Source organism: Paenibacillus oleatilyticus (assembly GCF_018998565.1).
GTDB lineage: Bacteria > Bacillota > Bacilli > Paenibacillales > NBRC-103111 > Paenibacillus_G > Paenibacillus_G oleatilyticus.
On the sequence record NZ_JAHNZO010000011.1, the window covers coordinates 13,553 to 29,472 of the forward strand.

The 15,920-nt window shown below is 56.5% G+C and carries 17 protein-coding genes; 14 read left to right on the forward strand and 3 right to left on the reverse strand.

Going from position 1 to position 15,920, the window contains the following annotated elements; translation table 11 throughout:
- Positions 1–5: 5 nt before the first annotated feature.
- Together KQX66_RS15630 and KQX66_RS15635 are read right to left on the reverse strand one after the other, a co-directional pair.
- Positions 6–473 carry a type II toxin-antitoxin system VapC family toxin gene (locus tag KQX66_RS15630; protein ID WP_216793780.1) on the reverse strand — a complete coding sequence of 156 codons (468 nt, stop codon included), beginning with the start codon at positions 471–473 and terminating at the stop codon, positions 6–8.
- Entirely contained in the window at positions 460–801 is a 342-nt protein-coding gene (locus tag KQX66_RS15635; RefSeq protein WP_216793781.1) for a hypothetical protein, read from the reverse strand. Before KQX66_RS15635 ends, KQX66_RS15630 begins: the two co-directional genes overlap by 14 nt.
- Before the next feature lie 287 nt (positions 802–1,088).
- Between KQX66_RS15635 and KQX66_RS15640 the strand changes: the two genes are divergently transcribed.
- The 12 genes from KQX66_RS15640 to KQX66_RS15695 all read left to right on the forward strand — a co-directional run bounded on the left by KQX66_RS15640 (position 1,089) and on the right by KQX66_RS15695 (position 13,094).
- Positions 1,089–1,787, forward strand: coding sequence for a response regulator transcription factor (locus tag KQX66_RS15640; RefSeq protein ID WP_216793782.1), 699 nt, complete (start codon positions 1,089–1,091; stop codon positions 1,785–1,787).
- Positions 1,787–3,256 carry a sensor histidine kinase gene (locus tag KQX66_RS15645; RefSeq protein WP_216793783.1) on the forward strand — a complete coding sequence of 490 codons (1,470 nt, stop codon included), beginning with the start codon at positions 1,787–1,789 and terminating at the stop codon, positions 3,254–3,256. The genes KQX66_RS15640 and KQX66_RS15645 overlap by 1 nt, the downstream gene beginning before the upstream one ends.
- Positions 3,240–4,310 (forward strand): rod shape-determining protein, encoded by a 1,071-nt coding sequence (locus tag KQX66_RS15650; RefSeq protein WP_216793784.1) that lies wholly within the window; start codon positions 3,240–3,242, stop codon positions 4,308–4,310. The genes KQX66_RS15645 and KQX66_RS15650 overlap by 17 nt, the downstream gene beginning before the upstream one ends.
- 112 nt (positions 4,311–4,422) lie before the next feature.
- Positions 4,423–5,100 carry a hypothetical protein gene (locus KQX66_RS15655; protein WP_216793785.1) on the forward strand — a complete coding sequence of 226 codons (678 nt, stop codon included), beginning with the start codon at positions 4,423–4,425 and terminating at the stop codon, positions 5,098–5,100.
- A 93-nt stretch (positions 5,101–5,193) separates the two neighbouring features.
- Complete coding sequence (locus tag KQX66_RS15660) at positions 5,194–5,655, forward strand: hypothetical protein (protein ID WP_216793786.1); 462 nt, start codon at positions 5,194–5,196, stop codon at positions 5,653–5,655.
- Positions 5,656–5,831: 176 nt separating this feature from the next.
- A complete protein-coding gene (gene yidD / locus KQX66_RS15665; protein WP_025847146.1) occupies positions 5,832–6,041 on the forward strand; it encodes a membrane protein insertion efficiency factor YidD in 210 nt (69 codons plus the stop codon).
- Between the two features lie 362 nt (positions 6,042–6,403).
- Entirely contained in the window at positions 6,404–8,398 is a 1,995-nt protein-coding gene (gene metG / locus KQX66_RS15670) for a methionine--tRNA ligase (RefSeq protein ID WP_216793787.1), read from the forward strand.
- A 50-nt stretch (positions 8,399–8,448) separates the two neighbouring features.
- Complete coding sequence (locus tag KQX66_RS15675) at positions 8,449–9,522, forward strand: Gfo/Idh/MocA family protein (protein ID WP_216793788.1); 1,074 nt, start codon at positions 8,449–8,451, stop codon at positions 9,520–9,522.
- Between the two features lie 169 nt (positions 9,523–9,691).
- The gene (locus KQX66_RS15680; RefSeq protein ID WP_216793789.1) at positions 9,692–10,687 is read left to right on the forward strand and encodes a metal ABC transporter substrate-binding protein; all 996 of its coding nucleotides are present in this window, start codon (positions 9,692–9,694) and stop codon (positions 10,685–10,687) included.
- Positions 10,688–10,718: 31 nt separating this feature from the next.
- Positions 10,719–11,495, forward strand: a complete 777-nt coding sequence (locus KQX66_RS15685) for a metal ABC transporter ATP-binding protein (RefSeq protein ID WP_216793790.1) — start codon at positions 10,719–10,721, stop codon at positions 11,493–11,495.
- Between the two features lie 54 nt (positions 11,496–11,549).
- Positions 11,550–12,353: a metal ABC transporter permease gene (locus KQX66_RS15690; protein WP_216793791.1), complete on the forward strand. Its 804-nt coding sequence runs from the start codon at positions 11,550–11,552 to the stop codon at positions 12,351–12,353.
- A 33-nt stretch (positions 12,354–12,386) separates the two neighbouring features.
- Positions 12,387–13,094 (forward strand): cytochrome c biogenesis CcdA family protein, encoded by a 708-nt coding sequence (locus KQX66_RS15695; RefSeq protein WP_216793792.1) that lies wholly within the window; start codon positions 12,387–12,389, stop codon positions 13,092–13,094.
- Between the two features lie 3 nt (positions 13,095–13,097).
- Here the strand turns inward: KQX66_RS15695 and splB are convergent, their stop codons facing one another.
- Positions 13,098–14,159, reverse strand: a complete 1,062-nt coding sequence (gene splB, locus KQX66_RS15700) for a spore photoproduct lyase (RefSeq protein WP_216793793.1) — start codon at positions 14,157–14,159, stop codon at positions 13,098–13,100.
- A gap of 242 nt (positions 14,160–14,401) precedes the next feature.
- On the opposite strand from splB, the gene mntR reads away from it, so the two are divergent.
- Complete coding sequence (mntR, locus tag KQX66_RS15705; RefSeq protein WP_216793794.1) at positions 14,402–14,824, forward strand: transcriptional regulator MntR; 423 nt, start codon at positions 14,402–14,404, stop codon at positions 14,822–14,824.
- A gap of 101 nt (positions 14,825–14,925) precedes the next feature.
- Positions 14,926–15,915, forward strand: coding sequence for a patatin-like phospholipase family protein (locus tag KQX66_RS15710; protein WP_216793795.1), 990 nt, complete (start codon positions 14,926–14,928; stop codon positions 15,913–15,915).
- Positions 15,916–15,920: the final 5 nt, after the last annotated feature.

The following is a 15,920-nucleotide window of genomic DNA, read 5'->3' on the forward strand; positions in this document are numbered from 1 at the left end:
CTTTGCTACAAAATGCTTGGCAGCACCTTGATTTCCCGATCCAGCTTGGGCAGGAACGAATAATTCGGATTAAAGGTGAAAATTCGTTTCATCTGGCAGGACAGCATCACGACGGCCGTCATCGCTTCAGTAAGTGAGAAGCGGTAGTTCGGAAAATCGATAATGAGCCGCTTCGATTCCCGCTCCAGTTCCGGCGTTCCCGGCACAATCGTCAGCACGCCCTGCTGGACCGCTTTTTCCATCGTGTTCAAGAAAAATTGCGCATCCGAATAATCAAAATGATTACGCAGCCATTGGTGCGTTTCGAAGATGACATAGTTCGTCGTAGCCAAATGCCGGTCCATATCGTCCAGGTCGAAGAACAGCGACCGGGCCTTCAAATAATACGGGTCCTCCGGATTCATAAACGCCATCAGGGCGGACTGCTCCAGAAAGACCGCCTGCTGCAAGGCTGCGGAATCATGCACGATCATAGCTATGCACCTCCTCGCCCGTATACCGTTCCTTCCGCTTCGTCAAGCCGTCGAGCTGCAGCAGCGGATTTTTTTCCTTCTGCTCCATCGTCGCTTGAAATGCTATCTCGTGGGACCGCACGGCAAAATATTGGTCGATCATGTAGTGAACCACGGCGCTCACGGTCGTCTGTTCGGCTTCGGCCATTCGTCTGCACTTATCGTAAACCTCGGGCTCCAGCTCGATGGCGGCGGTCTCGACGGCTTCTCCCTCCGTCGAAATGAGCTGGGATGCGGCGGATTTCCACTTCCTCAGCTGGCTTTGCATGAAATCCTTGGAACTGCTCACGGGCGTCACCTTCCACAACACAATTTATACGGGCTTGAATGCGCAAGCCGACTTCCTTATACTGTTCGACAAAAATCGCTGTTTTTAGGGGATTTTCGCCTTTATCTGAGCGCGTTCATGCTTTGAACACAGTTATTTAACCGTTTGGTCCGATTTTGAACACAATTTGCTTAAATTTTTCGTGTAACGTTAAGGAGTACGGCCCCTTTTTCGGCTAATCCCCCCGCAAAATAGGGGGGGCGGGAGAATGCTATAGTATCTTCACCCGCAAAAGGAGCATTGTCTGCATGAATTCTTGGAAAGTACTGGTCGCCGACGATGACCCGAACGTCAGGGAGATCATCCGGCTTTATTTTGAAAAGCAGCACATCAGCATGATTGAGGCGCAGGACGGCGAGGAGGCGCTTGAGCTTGTCGAGAAAGAAGCGCCGGACATCGTCATTCTCGACGTCATGATGCCGAAGATGGACGGCTTCGAAGCATGCCGCCAAATCTTGAAAAGGTTCGATATTCCCGTCATCATGCTTACGGCGAAGCGGGAAGAATTCGACCGGGTGCTGGGGCTGGAGCTCGGCGCCGACGATTACGTCACGAAGCCGTTCAGTCCGCGGGAGCTGGTAGCGCGGATCAAGGCGATCTTCCGCCGGATGCAGCGCCGCAAATTGCCGGGAGAACCGGATGAACCGGTCGCTATTACGTTTGAGGGACTCTCGATCAACACGGAGCGCCGCGAGGTGCTGGCCGGGGAGGAGCGGATTGTTCTTCGCCCGAAGGAGTTCGATCTGCTGACGCATCTGGCCCGGTCGCCGGGGACGGTGTATACGCGGGAGCAGCTGCTGGAGCAGGTGTGGGGCTACGAGTTTATCGGGGATATCCGGACGGTCGACGTGCACGTAAAAAAATTAAGGGAGAAGCTGCTCCCGTACCGCAGCGATTGTATTCACACGGTGTGGGGCGTAGGGTATAAATTCGAGGTTCAGGAATAATGCTCGGCATCGGCAAAAGCATTTTCCGCCGGCTGCTGTTCGGCCATATGTTCACCATGCTGCTGGGCCTGTGCGTCGTCGGGTTTCTGCTTTCATTGCTGACCAAAGGCTACATCGTCGATTCGCAAAAGGAAGAGCTGCTGCGCAAGGCGAAGCGGGTCAATCTGGCGGTTCAAGCCGTTGCCGTGCCCGACGATCGCGTCAAGGAGCTGCTGCTGTTTTTCGACCAGACGTTCGACGCGCGCATCTGGCTGTTCGACCGGGACGGCAAAATCGCCGCCACCTCAAGCAAGGACGAGGTGAACGTCGGCAAATCCGTCGATCCTGCCGTCGTGCGTAAAGTATTGAACGGCGAAGAGGCGCTGCTGAACGAGCCGCGGTTTGAGGGGCTCAAGGAGTCGATGCTGTCCGTCGTCGTCCCGTGGGGCAAGGACAATGAGGTATACGGAGGAATCGTGCTGCACGCCTCGGTCGCGGGAATGAACGAAACGATCACGTTAATGCGCGAAACGATTCTCTGGGTCACGCTCGTGGGCGTGCTGCTGTCGGCGGCGACGGCGTCGTATTTGTCATGGTCCATCTCCCGGCCGCTGCGGCGGATCGACAAGCTGGCGCTGCGCATCGGGCATGGGGATTACGGCGAGCGGATCGAGATTTATTCGAACGACGAGATCGGAGAGCTGGCCGCCACTATCAATCAGATGGCGGACAAGCTGCAGCGTACAGACGAAGATAAGCGCAAGCAGGAGCAAATCCGTCAGGACTTCCTGGCGAACGTCTCCCACGAGCTGCGGACGCCGCTGACGGCCATGCAAGGGTTTCTGGAGGCGCTGCAGGACGATCTGATCGACGATGCGGCCAAGCCGAAATATTACGACATCATTTACAAAGAAACGCTTCATATGAACCGTTTGGTGGATGACATCGCCGATCTGATCAAGCTGGAAAACGACGAGATCGCCTTGTCCCGCAGCCCGGTGGACGTGCGGCAGTTATTTACGCACATCGCCGCCATGTTCGGGCCGGAAGCCGCGGAGCGCAACACGACGATCGAAATGCAGACGGAAGAGGGACTGCCGGACGCGTACGCGGACCGGGACCGCTTCGAGCAAATTATGAAAAATTTAGTGAAGAATGCCGTGAAATTTACGGAAAACGGCAAAATCTTGCTGAGCGCCCGCGCGGAAAGCGAATTGCTTGTCATTCGCGTGGCGGATACCGGCATCGGCATTTCTCCCGACGATCAGGAGATGATCTGGGAGCGTTTTTTCAAGGTGGACCGCGGCCGGAGCAAGAAAAGCAGCGGTACCGGGCTCGGACTGGCTATTGTCCGGGAACTGGTCGAGCTGCACGGCGGGACGATTACCGTCCGCAGCGAAGTCGGCCAAGGAACCGTATTCGAGTTCCGGCTGCCGGCGGCTCAGAACGCAATACACGAAGGAGGAAGACAACATGTTAAAGCGATTTGATACGCTGTACGGCATTGATTTGGGAACTTCGAATACGGTGATTTACCAGCACGGGAAAGGCATCGTCCTGCGGGAGCCGTCCGTGGTGGCGATCCGGCAGGATTCGGGCGAGATGGTGGCGGCCGGTACGGAAGCGCAGGCCATGATCGGCCGGACCCCGGGCAATATCGACATCATTTATCCGCTGATGGACGGGGTAATTGCCAACTTTGACATCACGAGCGCGATGCTGCAGCATTTTATTAAAAAAATTCAAGGGCGGGCCCCTTGGTTCCGCAGCTCGCAAGTATACATATCGGTGCCATGCGGCATCACGAACGTGCAGAAGCGCGCCGTCGAAGAGACGATGGTGCATAAAGGCGCCAAGAAGGCGATAGCCGTGGAAGAGCCGCTTGCCGCGGCGCTTGGGGCCGGGCTTCCGGTCGACCAGCCGATCGGAAGCCTGGTGCTCGATATCGGCGGGGGAGCGAGTCAAGTGGCCGTGCTGTCGCTTGGAGGTATCGTGGTCAGTCATACGGTACGGCGCGCAGGAATGTCGCTCGATCACGATATCATCGAATATGTCAAAAAGACGTACAATCTGGCCATCGGCGAACGGACCGCGGAGGAGATCAAGAAGCAGATCGGATCGGTTGTCGAGCGGCAGAAAGACAAGGCCATCGATATCAAAGGCCGGGATCTGATCGACGGTTTGCCCCGATCGCTCCGCTTGACCTCCGGCGAAATTTTCGGATTGATGGACGATTTTCTGGTGACCATTTTGGATGCGATCCGGGTGACGCTGGAGCACTGTCCGCCGGAGCTTGCCGGAGATGTGGTGGAGCGGGGCATCCTCCTGTGTGGAGGCGGCTCGCTGCTTCACGGGCTGGTCGAGCGGATTCAGGCAGAAACCAGTGTCCCCGTCCATCTGGCGGCGGAGCCGCAGGATTGCACGGCGCTGGGAGCAGGGATGATGATCGACTTCAAGCGGGAGGGCTGGAGCCGCGGGAATGCGATCGGCGGGCGAAACGCCGGAGCTCACATGGAAGAGGAGCCTCTGCGGCAGGACGCTTAGAAGGCGGCTCAGGCTCAGGAACTGCTGCAGGACCCGGAAATAAGCCGTTGACCGTTGATGGAATTGCCGCTAAGCTATGAAAAAAGCTTGGGCTCATAGGGAGGCGGTTGTCATGGCGGTAAAGCGGCTGGGCTGCTTGCATGCGCATCATTCGAATATCCGGTATTTGGAGGAAGGGCTGGATCGCGAGGCGTTCTCCTGCCTGCACTTTGTCGATCCCGGCGCGATCCATTGGCTGGCCCGCGCGGCGGCACCCGAAGCGGAGGCGCGGCAGGTGCAAGCGAAGCTGCGCGGCCAATTGGAATGGATCGCAGGCTGCGGGGTAGACGCCATCGTCATCACATGCACGAATTATATCGCCGCGCTGTCGCCCTTGGAGGAAGCACTCGAAGCGACGGGAAGCGTTCCGGTGATCGCGATCGACGAGCCGTGGTTTGACGAGCTGCTGAAGCTCGGGGACGAGGCGGTCGTCGCCTTCACGAACCCGGCGACCGTCGAAGGAACGATGGCGCGGCTGTTTGCCCATGCCAAGCTGCGGGGTAGAGCATTTAAGGCGCAGACGGCAGTGTCCGACCCGGGGTGCTTCGAGCTGCTGCTGCAAGGAGAGGAAGCGGCGTATGCGGAGCAGGCTGAAGCGTTCCTGCTGGGCTTGATACAGAGGGCATCCGCCCCGGTCGCGGCGGCGCAATTGTCGATGACGGACGCGGTCGCCCGGGTCGAAGCTTCGTCCGGCGCCCGGTTGCTGTCGCCGATGCAGGCGCTTCGCAGCAGGTTGGAGGGGCTGCGGTAATGCGATCCCGTCTTGTCATAGTTATGTAATAAATCCATGGTACATTTTTCTCGCAACACTACATACGACAACAAGTTGTGGGAGGAAATGACTATGAAGATGAACAAGCTCGTATCCGTTGGCCTTGCCTGCGCCATGCTGCTCGGCGGGGCGGTATCCGCAAGCGCTGCACCGGCTGCCGCGCAGAAGCCAAGCCAGACTGCCGTGAAAGAAGCCAAGGCTCAGCATAAGCAAGCCAAGGCGTCGCAGCAGGCCGAGCAGCTCGCGCAGCTGCAGGCAAAAGCGGCAAGTCTCGGGATCGCGACCGACGGCAAGACAGCGAAAGAGCTGAAAGCGTCCATTCAGGAAAAGCGCAAGGCGCTCGCCGAGCAGAAGCGCGCCGAAGCGCTGGCCAAGCATAAAGCCGAAGCGGAGAAGCTGGGCATTTCCACCCAAGGCAAAACCGCCCAAGAGCTCGCCAAGGAGATTCAAGCGAAGAAGCAGGAGCAGAAGGCAAGCAAGCAGGCGAAGAAGCAAGAGCACAAAGCGAGCAAGCAAACGAAGAAGAGCAGCTAGTCGCAAGTTACTCTCATCGGAGTCCGCAAAGGTCTGCCCGTGTCCCATCGCAAGATGGACGCGGCGCAGATCTTTTTTCTATCGCATGGTCGGCACGGGCTACTCCTTGTTTGACACCGGCCCTCTCGTTCAGGCATGATGATAGAAACAAGCTGAGGAAAGGAGCCGCGACCATCGTGAAACGGGTATTGCAAGGAGGCGTCCGCTTTTACCGCAAATGGATCTCGCCGCTGAAACCGCCGACCTGCCGGTTCTACCCGACCTGCTCCGCCTATGCGCTGGAAGCGCTGGAGAAGCACGGCGCGGCCCGCGGCTCATGGCTTACGGTGAAACGGATCTGCAAGTGCCATCCGTTCCATCCCGGTGGAGTGGACCATGTCCCTTGACACGGACGGTTCATTTTCGATATATTTGGCTTAAACATCCTATGAACGGATAAGTACTTTGACGGAAGCCGCACAGAGAGCCGGAGACGCTGAGAACCGGTCGGTCGATGCGAAGGAAGATGGTCCGGGAGGATATGGAGGCGAGCTATGCTCGCGGTCGAAGCCGGCCGCAGGCGGTAAGCTTTCATCGTAGCTCCGGCGTTAACGGATGGTCAGCGATTGACCGTTAAGCCTCGAACGGCGCTTTGGTTCGCCATGCGTCCGAACGGGGGAAGTTGGGTGGTACCGCGTGAGTTCGAAGCTCTCGTCCCATAGGGATGAGAGCTTTTTGCATTTTCAATTCACTAGGAGGTCATTGGAACATGTCTGAAACCAAGAAAAGCTTTTACATCACGACGCCCATTTATTACCCGAGCGACAAGCTGCACATCGGCCACGCGTATTCGACGGTGGCGGGCGACGTCATGGCCCGGTACAAGCGGCTGCGCGGGTACAACGTCATGTACTTGACGGGCACCGACGAGCACGGGCAGAAGATCGAGCGCAAAGCGCAGGAGACTGGCAAGACGCCGCAGCAGTTCGTCGACGATATCGTCGACGGAATCAAGGACCTGTGGAAAAAGCTCGACATCTCGTACGACGATTTCATCCGTACGACCGACGCGCGCCACAAGCAGGCCGTTGAGAAAATTTTCACGAAGCTGATCGAGCAGGACGATATTTACCTCGGCCATTACGAAGGCTGGTACTGTACGCCGTGCGAATCGTTTTTCCTTGAAAACAAGCTGGTCGACGGCAAATGTCCGGACTGCGGCCGCCCGGTAGAATGGGTGAAGGAAGAAAGCTACTTCTTCCGGCTCAGCAAATATGCCGACCGGCTGATCGAGCATTACGAGAAGCACCCGGAGTTCATCCACCCGGAATCCCGCCGCAATGAGATGATCAACAACTTCATCAAGCCCGGTCTGGAGGATCTGGCCGTCTCCCGGACGACGTTCGACTGGGGCATCCGCGTGCCGGGCAATCCGAAGCATGTGATCTACGTCTGGATCGACGCGCTGTCGAACTATATTACCGCGCTTGGCTACGGCAGCGAGGATGACAGCCGCTACCAAACATACTGGCCTGCGGACGTGCACCTGATGAGCAAGGAGATCGTGCGCTTCCATACGATCATCTGGCCGGCGATGCTGATGGCGCTCGGTCTGCCACTGCCGAAGAAGGTCATCGGCCACGGCTGGCTGCTGATGAAGGACGGCAAAATGTCCAAATCCAAAGGCAACGTCGTGGACCCGGTCACCTTGATCGACCGCTACGGCCTTGACGCGCTCCGTTATTACCTGATGCGGGAAGTGCCGTTCGGCTCCGATGGCACGTTCACGCCGGAAAGCTTCGTGGAGCGGATCAACTTCGACCTGGCGAACGACCTCGGCAATCTGCTCAGCCGGACCGTGGCGATGATCGACAAATATTTCGGCGGTGAAGTGCAGCCGTACGTTGCCGGAGCGACCGAGTTCGACGCTGCCGTGCTGGAGACGGCCGAAGCGACAGTCGCCAAAGTCGAGGAAGCAATGGAGAAAATGGAGTTTTCCGTAGCGCTCTCTGCGATCTGGCAACTTGTCAGCCGCACGAACAAATATATCGACGAGACGCAGCCATGGAATCTTGCTAAAGACGAGACGAAGCGAGAGACGCTTGGTTCCGTGCTGTACGTGCTGGCCGAATCGCTGCGCATCTCGTCCGTACTGCTCCAGCCGTTCATGACCGAGACGCCGCGCCGCATGTGGCAGCAGCTTGGCATCGAAGCCGGTCCGCTCACCGTATGGGATACGGTGCACGCTTTCGGCACGCTGCCTGCCGGCACGCGCGTGGCGAAGGGCGAAGCGATGTTCCCGCGTCTGGAGGCGGACAAGGAGATCGCGTTCATCGCGGAATCGATGAGCGGCGGAACGGCTCCTGCCGCGGAGTCCGAAGAGCCGAAGGCTGCGGACGCGAAAGCGGAGACGGCCGCCGTACCGGCGCCAGAGGCTTCGCCTGAAATCTCGATCGACGATTTCTTCAAGGTCGACCTGCGGGTGGCCGAGGTCATCGCCGCGGAGCCGGTGAAGAACGCCGACAAGCTGCTGAAGCTGCAGCTCGATCTCGGCTACGAGCAGCGCCAGGTTGTCTCCGGCATCGCCAAATACTACACGCCGGAGCAAATGGTCGGCCGCAAAGTCATCTGCGTCACGAACCTGAAGCCGGTCAAGCTGCGCGGCGAATTGTCGCAGGGCATGATTTTGGCTGCATCGCAAGGAGACCGGTTGACTCTCGCGACAGTTTCCGATTCAATTCCGAACGGATCTGTGGTAAAATAAGGGTTGTTCACGTGAACAATCGATAGATACCATGGTGGGAGGCTTCTTGTATGCAGAAGAACGACGGAATGAATTACGCGCCGCAGGGGAAACCGAATCCGGTCGTGAAGCCGGGCGAGTTCGCTTTTGCCGCGATTGGACTGGATCACGGCCATATTTTCGGGATGTGCAATGGCCTGATGGAAGCAGGAGCCGATTTGGTTGCCGTCTACGACCCGGACCCGGTGAAAGTCGAAGCGTTCGTCAAGCGGTACCCGCAAGCCAAGGCCGCCGCTTCGGAGGAAGAGATCCTGCGCGATCCGGGCATTCAACTCATAGCGGCCGCGGCCGTCCCTTCGGAGCGCGGAGCGCTTGGGGTTCGTGTCATGAGCGCGGGCAAAGACTACTTTACCGACAAGACGCCATTCACCGCGTTCTCGCAGCTTGAAGCCGCCCGAGCGAAAGTAAAGGAAACGGGCCGGAAGTACATGGTCTATTTCAGCGAACGGCTGCATGTGGAAAGTGCCGTGTTCGCCGGGGAATTGATTCAGAAGGGCGCCATCGGCCGCGTCGTGCACGTGATGGGCTGGGGGCCGCACCGGTTGAATGCGCCGACCCGCCCGCAGTGGTTTTTCGAACGGGAGAAATACGGCGGCATCCTGTGCGACATCGGCAGCCACCAGATCGAGCAGTTCCTGTTCTACACCGGCGCCAAGGATGCCACGGTCGTCAGCAGCCGGGTAGCCAATTATAACAATAAGCCGTACCCGGAACTGGAAGACTTCGGAGACGCTACGCTGACCGGCGATAACGGAGCAACCTTCTACTTCCGCGTCGACTGGCTGACGCCGGACGGCCTCGGCACCTGGGGCGACGGCCGGACGCTCATCGTCGGCACGGACGGGTACATCGAGCTGCGCAAATATATCGATATCGCCCGGGATAAGCAGGGGGACCACGTCTACCTGGTGAACAAGGAAGGCGAGCGGCATTTTTCCGTTCACGGCGAAGTCGGCTATCCGTTCTTCGGGCAGTTGATTCTCGACTGCATCCACCGGACGGAGAACGCAATGACGCAGGAGCATGCCTTCAAAGCGGCCGAACTGTGCTTGAAAGCCCAGCAGCAAGCGGTCCGCGTCGAGTAGCTTACAACCGTATAGATCGAAATACCCCTTTGCCAATCTCAAGCGCAAAGGGGTATTTTTGGCTTTATCGTAATTTCTACATTTACCGTTGACAAGCGAGTGGGCGGGGCGTATAATCGTCGTTGTTAATGAAAAAAATTACGATTTACGTCTCGGAGGGTATCATTTCATGAAGCAAACATTCATCAAACGGGCCATCCTTCCCGTCATCCTGGTTCTCCTGCTGTCTACACTGCTGTCCGCTTGCGGAGGACGTTCGCAGCCTGCGCTTGTGAACGGCAAGATTAATATCGTAGCCAGCTTTTATCCGTTATATGATTTTGCCACCAAAATCGGCGGGGATCACGTCAATGTCGTGAACCTGGTGCCGGCCGGCGTCGAGCCCCATGATTGGTCGCCGAAGAGCCGCGACATTCAGAACTTGACCAAGTCGGATCTGTTCGTTTATTTGGGCGCCGGCTTCGAGGGTTGGGTGCAGGATACACTCGACAGCTTGAAGAAGGACAGCAAGACCGTTGTGGTGGAAGCAAGCCGCGGCATCGAGCTGCTTCCCGGCACGGAGGACGAGCACGGGGACGAACACGGCCATGACGAGAAGAAAGAAGCAGGCAAGGACGCCCACGGTCATGATCACGAACACGGCAATACGGACCCGCATGTATGGTTGAGCCCGGCCAATGCCAAGCAGTTGGCCGTCAACATCAAAGACGCGCTGATCCAAGTCGACGGTGCGCACAAAGCGGACTACGAAGCAAACTTCAAGAAGCTCGCCGACCGCCTCGATCAACTGGATGGAAAGTACAAGAGCGAGCTTGCCAAGGTGTCCAAGAAGGACATTGTCGTGACGCATCAATCGTTCGGGTATTTGGCCAAAGCTTACGGACTGAACCAGAAGGCGATTATGGGGCTCGCTCCGGATGCCGAACCGACGTCCAAGGATATGAAAACTATTTTGCAATTCATTAAAGACAATCAAGTCAAATATATATTCTTTGAGGAGCTTGTATCCGACAAGCTGGCCAAGACGCTGGCGAAGGACGCCGGAGTCGAAACGCTTGTCCTCAGCCCGCTTGAAGGGTTGACCGAAGAGCAGGCGAAAAAGGGTGACGATTATGTGTCCCTGATGGAAAACAATTTGAATAATTTATTAAAAGCATTACAATAGAAGGGAGACCTTCCTTATAAGGAGCTTTGCCATGCAAACGAATGCTCACTTTGGATGTCATCAACAGATCGTCACGATCGATGACATCTTTTTTTCTTATGAAAATAAACCCGTGATCAACGGCTTGAACTTCTCGATTCTGGAGCGCGATTTCGTCGGATTGGTCGGCTCCAACGGCGCCGGCAAGACGACGCTGCTGAAGATGATCGTCGGGCTGCTGAAGCCGGCCCGCGGCGAAATCCGTCTCTTCGGCCAGCCGATCGAACAATTCCGTGATTGGGAGCGTGTCGGGTACGTCCCGCAGAAAAATGCGCTGAATCCGCTATTTCCGGCCACGGTCCGCGAAGTCGTCACCTCCGGGCTGTTCGGCAAAAAAAATATGTTCCGTCGTCTGAGCAAGCAGGAGCGCAGCAAAACGGACGACGCGCTCTACGCCATGCGTATCGAAGATCTGGCGGACCGGCGGATCGGCCAATTGTCCGGCGGCCAGCAGCAGCGGGTATTCCTCGCCCGGGCGTTAATTAACAACCCGGAGCTGCTTATTCTGGACGAGCCTACCGTCGGCATCGACGCCGAGACGCAGGCCGGATTTTTCCGTATGATCCGGCATATGCACCAGCATCATCACATCACGTTTATCATGGTATCGCACGATATGGATATGATACAATCGTATCTTGGGGAGGACTCGGTGCAGAAGAGCGGCGGCCTATCGTTCTACGTCAAGCATACGCACGAGCCGGAAAATTGCCGCGAAACCGATCTGACCCACTCGATGCAGCAGCTTAGAGAGACGATTGAAGTATAACCCTGACCGTGTAATAACGGCAGGATGCAGCGGGCAGATAGGAGAGAATTGGCTTTGGATATCTTTACCGAATATTTTTTTCAGCGGGCGCTGATCGGCGGTTTGCTCATCGGCTTGACCGCTCCGCTTATGGGCGTATTTCTCGTGCTGCGCCGCTTGTCGATGATCGGGGACACGCTCGCGCACGTATCGATCGCGGGGGTCGCGCTTGGATTTTTGATCAACGTATACCCGATCGGCGTCGGGCTGCTGTTCGCCTTGCTGGCTTCGTTCGGCATCGAGCGGCTGCGCAAAGCGTACAAGACCTACGCCGAACTATCGATTGCGATTATTATGTCAGGCGGCGTGGCGCTTGCTACCTTGCTGTTTACGATTGGCAAAGGCTTTAACATTAACGTCATGAGCTACTTTTTCGGCAGCATTTACACGCTGGACAATACCGACCTTTGGGTCGTCGGCGGCGTTGCGGCCATTGTCGTGGCGTTCGTGCTGATCAATTACAAAGAAATGTTCCTGCTCTTCTTCGACGAAGACGCGGCCGGTGTGAGCGGCCTGCCGCTGCGCTTCTATAATATTATGATCACGATGCTGACGGCGCTCGTTATCAGCGTCTCGATCAAAATCGTCGGGGCGCTGCTCGTTTCCTCGCTGCTGACGATTCCGGTCGCCTGCAGCCTGCTGGTCGCCCGCAGCTTCAAGCATTCGATCTTCTGGTCGATTTTGTTCTCCGAGCTTGCCGTCATTGCCGGGCTAGTCTCCGCAGGCGTGTGGGACTTGGCGCCGGGGGCGACGGTCGTGCTGCTGCTGATCGCCATACTCGTCGGCATTTTAACGGTAAAACGGGGACTTCGCTTGTAAGTAAAAGAGGTAAAAGGATGGTGAACGGTAGCCGTGGAACTTAACATTTGGATCGCGCTGTGGGCAGGCTTCGTTTCTTTCATATCGCCCTGCTGCTTGCCGCTGTATCCTTCGTATTTGTCCTACATAACCGGCGTTTCCGTCGGGAAGCTCAAGGACGAGCAGAGTGCCAAAGAAGTCCGGTTCAAGCTGATTACCCATACGCTCAGCTTCATTCTCGGGTTCTCCATCATTTTCTATACGTTGGGACTCGGGGCTAACGTCATCGCCAACGCGTTCTTGGATTACCGCGATTTGCTGCGGCAAATTTCGGCGATCATGATCTTTGTGATGGGATTGTTCCTGCTCGGCATTTTTCAACCGCAGTGGCTCATGCGCGAGCGCAAGCTGCAGATCAAGTCGAAGCCGGCCGGTTACCTCGGCTCGCTGCTGATCGGCATCGGCTTCGCCGCAGGGTGGTCGCCCTGCATCGGCCCGATTCTGTCCGCGATGCTGATGCTGGCGGCAACCGAACCGAATTCCTGGCTGCCGCTCATTTCCGCTTATTCGCTTGGGTTCGCGATCCCGTTCTTTATCCTTGCGTTCTTCATCGGATCGACCAAATGGATCTTGAAGTATTCCGCAACCATGATGAAAGTAGGCGGAGGCGTGATGCTCATCGTGGCCGTGCTGCTGTACACGGATCAAATGACCCGCATCACGATCTGGCTGCAAGGCATTACGCCATCCTGGATCGGCTGACGCTCATGTAAAATAATCGATCTTCGCCTGCGGAAAATGGGTGAAGATGCGTTCGCTAATGAATTCGCGCAGCGCTGTGGCCTGTTCGTCAGGATAGACGTACTTGCCTTGGCCCCACCGGCCCCATTTGTATTTCCGCTTGGCTTCGTCCATCTCCAGCTTCGTCTTCGGATAGCGCTGGTGGATAATGTTTTTGGCTGTTTTCGTAAAGCGGTGTTGAATCAATTCGAACGTCAAGTCAGAGGTCGCTTCCGGGGGAAGGGCCTCTTTTAATTTGTGCAGCAGTTCACCGTAGCCTTCCTCCCAGCCTTCGTGCCAGATGATGGGTGCGATGATGAAGCCGAGCGGATAGCCGGCCTTGGCGACTTTGCTCGCCGCCTCGATGCGCTCGTAGAAGCTGGAGGTCGCCGGTTCGAAATTTTTGATGACATAATCGGCATTGACGCTGAACCGGAACCGGGTATGACCGTTATGCTTGGCATCCAGCAGCGGTTCCACGTGGTGAAACTTCGTGACGAAACGAAGCCTGCCCAGCGGTTCCCGGCCCATAAATTCGATGTATTCCTTCAGCGAGCCCGAGATATGCTCAAGCCCGACAGGGTCGGACGTACAGGCCGCCTCGAAGCGGGTAATTTCCGGCGATCTTTCTTCAATGTACTGTTTGGCCTGCTTCAGAATATCGTCGGTATTGACATAGACCCGGATATAAGGCTTCGCCCCGAGCGTCGTCTGCAGATAGCAGTAATGGCAGTGCGCCATACAGCCGGTCGCGATCGGGATCGCATACTCGGCCGACGGCTTGGACGTATCGAATTTCAGCGTTTTGCGGATTCCGACGACCAGCGTCCGTTTAGCGATCCGGTATTTCTCCAGATCGCTTTCGCCCGGAAGGTTCGTAATCCGGTTATGGGAGGTCGTCATGCGGATCGGAAGTCCTTCCTTCAGCGCCCATTCGTGGATTCGTTTGCCTTTGGGGTAGTCCAAGGCGTCGGGCTCAAAATAGACAAGCTCCGGGACAAACACCTGCGTCTGGCGGATCGGGGGAGTGAGCAGCTCCGTGGCCATGTGCGAGATCCCTCCTGATGGTACGAATCGTATCGGACTTGCTTACGGAATGCGGCTGTGATATAGTTAAGAACGCTTATAACGACCTTAGGATGCTTCATTCACTCGGTGCGCACACATGGGAATTTGCTGCGCTGCACACGAGGTTTTTGTCCTTCACAGCAAAGTCTTGCTTTGCATAAATCAATCAGTGTATCATTAAATTACCGAGATTCGTCTATGGAACACGGGAGGAACGCGGAATGGCTACGCCCAGTATGGAAGATTATTTGGAACGAATTTATAAATTAATCGATGAGAAAGGGTACGCGCGCGTTTCCGATATCGCCGAAGGACTCGAGGTCCATCCGTCTTCGGTGACGAAAATGATTCAGAAGCTCGACAAAGACAACTACTTAATTTACGAAAAATACCGCGGTCTTGTGCTGACGTCGAAAGGGCAAAAGGTCGGCAAACGGCTGGTGGACCGCCATCATCTGCTGGAAGAATTTTTGACGATGATCGGCGTATCGGATGAAAATATTTACAAGGACGTCGAGGGCATCGAGCATCACTTGAGCTGGGACTCCATCACCTGCATCGAGACGCTGGTTGAATATTTCAAGCGTGACGCCACCCGCGGCGAAGATTTGCTTGCCCTTAAGAAAGAGCTGGAAGAATCGTAAGCCTCCGAGAATCGGGGGCTTTTTTTCTTTCCCAGGCATAGGGACAATTCTTCGCCTCATACATACTCTTGGAGAGACTTTGCGGGAAGAGGGGATGCGGGGTGAGAATCAATGCGGTGTTTGAAGGCGGCGGCGTGAAAGGAATCGCGCTTGCGGGGGCCGTATCGGCGGTGGAACAGCTCGGACACTCGTTTCATCAGGTGGCGGGGACGTCCTCCGGGGCCATCGTCGCCTCGTTGGTTGCGGCGGGATACCGTGCGAGCGAGCTGAAGGAGATTATCGAGGCCACAACTTTTCGCGCGTTCCTGCAGCGCTCCCGGATTTTCGATACGAAGCTGGTCGGCCCGTTGGCCCGTTTGTTTATCAAGAAAGGCCTTTATTCCGGAGAAGCGCTGGAGCATTGGATCCATAAGCTGCTGCTTGCCAAGGGCATCCGTACGTTCGGCGATCTGAAGCAAAATCAGCTCCGCATTATCGCCTCCGACATCTCCAGCCGCAAATTGCTCGTCCTGCCGGACGACATCGCCCATTACGGTATCGATCCCCGCCGGTTCATGATCGCAAAAGCCGTTCGGATGAGTACGTCGATTCCTTACTTCTTCGATCCGGTGATCATCCGCAAATCGTTCGAGCACCGTCTGCCCGGAGAAAAATTCATCGACCAGTTCGTGTATATCGTGGATGGAGGACTGCTCAGCAACTTTCCGCTGTGGATCTTCGATTCGACGGAAGCTCCGCCAATCGATCAGATGATCCCGACCATCGGCTTCCAAATGGTAGGCCGCGGCACTGGGCAGCCGAACGCCATACACGGTCCGGTCAGCATGATGCGGGCCTTGTTCTCGACGATGCTGGAGGCGCACGACGACCGCTATATCCAAGAGACGAACCGGTTCCGTACGGTCAAAATTCCGACGCTCGGCGTCAGCATCACCGATTTCGACATCTCGACCGAGCAGAGTCTGAAGCTGTTCGAATCGGGGCAGCGGGCGACGCATGCCTTTTTCGCGCATTGGAAGATGACCGAGTACAAGCATAACTATTTGACCCACGTCTGCCGGGTTCCGAACCGCTATTCCAAGAAAGCTTGAAAAAA

Excerpts from the sequence above, each read along its gene's own strand:
- KQX66_RS15645 (WP_216793783.1), top strand. The coding sequence starts at position 1,787 with ATGCTCGGCATCGGCAAAAGCATTTTCCGCCGGCTGCTGTTCGGCCAT.
- KQX66_RS15640 (WP_216793782.1), top strand. The coding sequence starts at position 1,089 with ATGAATTCTTGGAAAGTACTGGTCGCCGACGATGACCCGAACGTCAGG.
- KQX66_RS15680 (WP_216793789.1), top strand. The coding sequence starts at position 9,692 with ATGAAGCAAACATTCATCAAACGGGCCATCCTTCCCGTCATCCTGGTT.
- KQX66_RS15630 (WP_216793780.1), bottom strand. The coding sequence starts at position 473 with ATGATCGTGCATGATTCCGCAGCCTTGCAGCAGGCGGTCTTTCTGGAG.
- KQX66_RS15650 (WP_216793784.1), top strand. The coding sequence starts at position 3,240 with ATGTTAAAGCGATTTGATACGCTGTACGGCATTGATTTGGGAACTTCG.
- KQX66_RS15685 (WP_216793790.1), top strand. The coding sequence starts at position 10,719 with ATGCAAACGAATGCTCACTTTGGATGTCATCAACAGATCGTCACGATC.
- KQX66_RS15675 (WP_216793788.1), top strand. The coding sequence starts at position 8,449 with ATGCAGAAGAACGACGGAATGAATTACGCGCCGCAGGGGAAACCGAAT.
- splB (WP_216793793.1), bottom strand. The coding sequence starts at position 14,159 with ATGGCCACGGAGCTGCTCACTCCCCCGATCCGCCAGACGCAGGTGTTT.
- KQX66_RS15660 (WP_216793786.1), top strand. The coding sequence starts at position 5,194 with ATGAAGATGAACAAGCTCGTATCCGTTGGCCTTGCCTGCGCCATGCTG.
- metG (WP_216793787.1), top strand. The coding sequence starts at position 6,404 with ATGTCTGAAACCAAGAAAAGCTTTTACATCACGACGCCCATTTATTAC.
- KQX66_RS15655 (WP_216793785.1), top strand. The coding sequence starts at position 4,423 with ATGGCGGTAAAGCGGCTGGGCTGCTTGCATGCGCATCATTCGAATATC.
- mntR (WP_216793794.1), top strand. The coding sequence starts at position 14,402 with ATGGCTACGCCCAGTATGGAAGATTATTTGGAACGAATTTATAAATTA.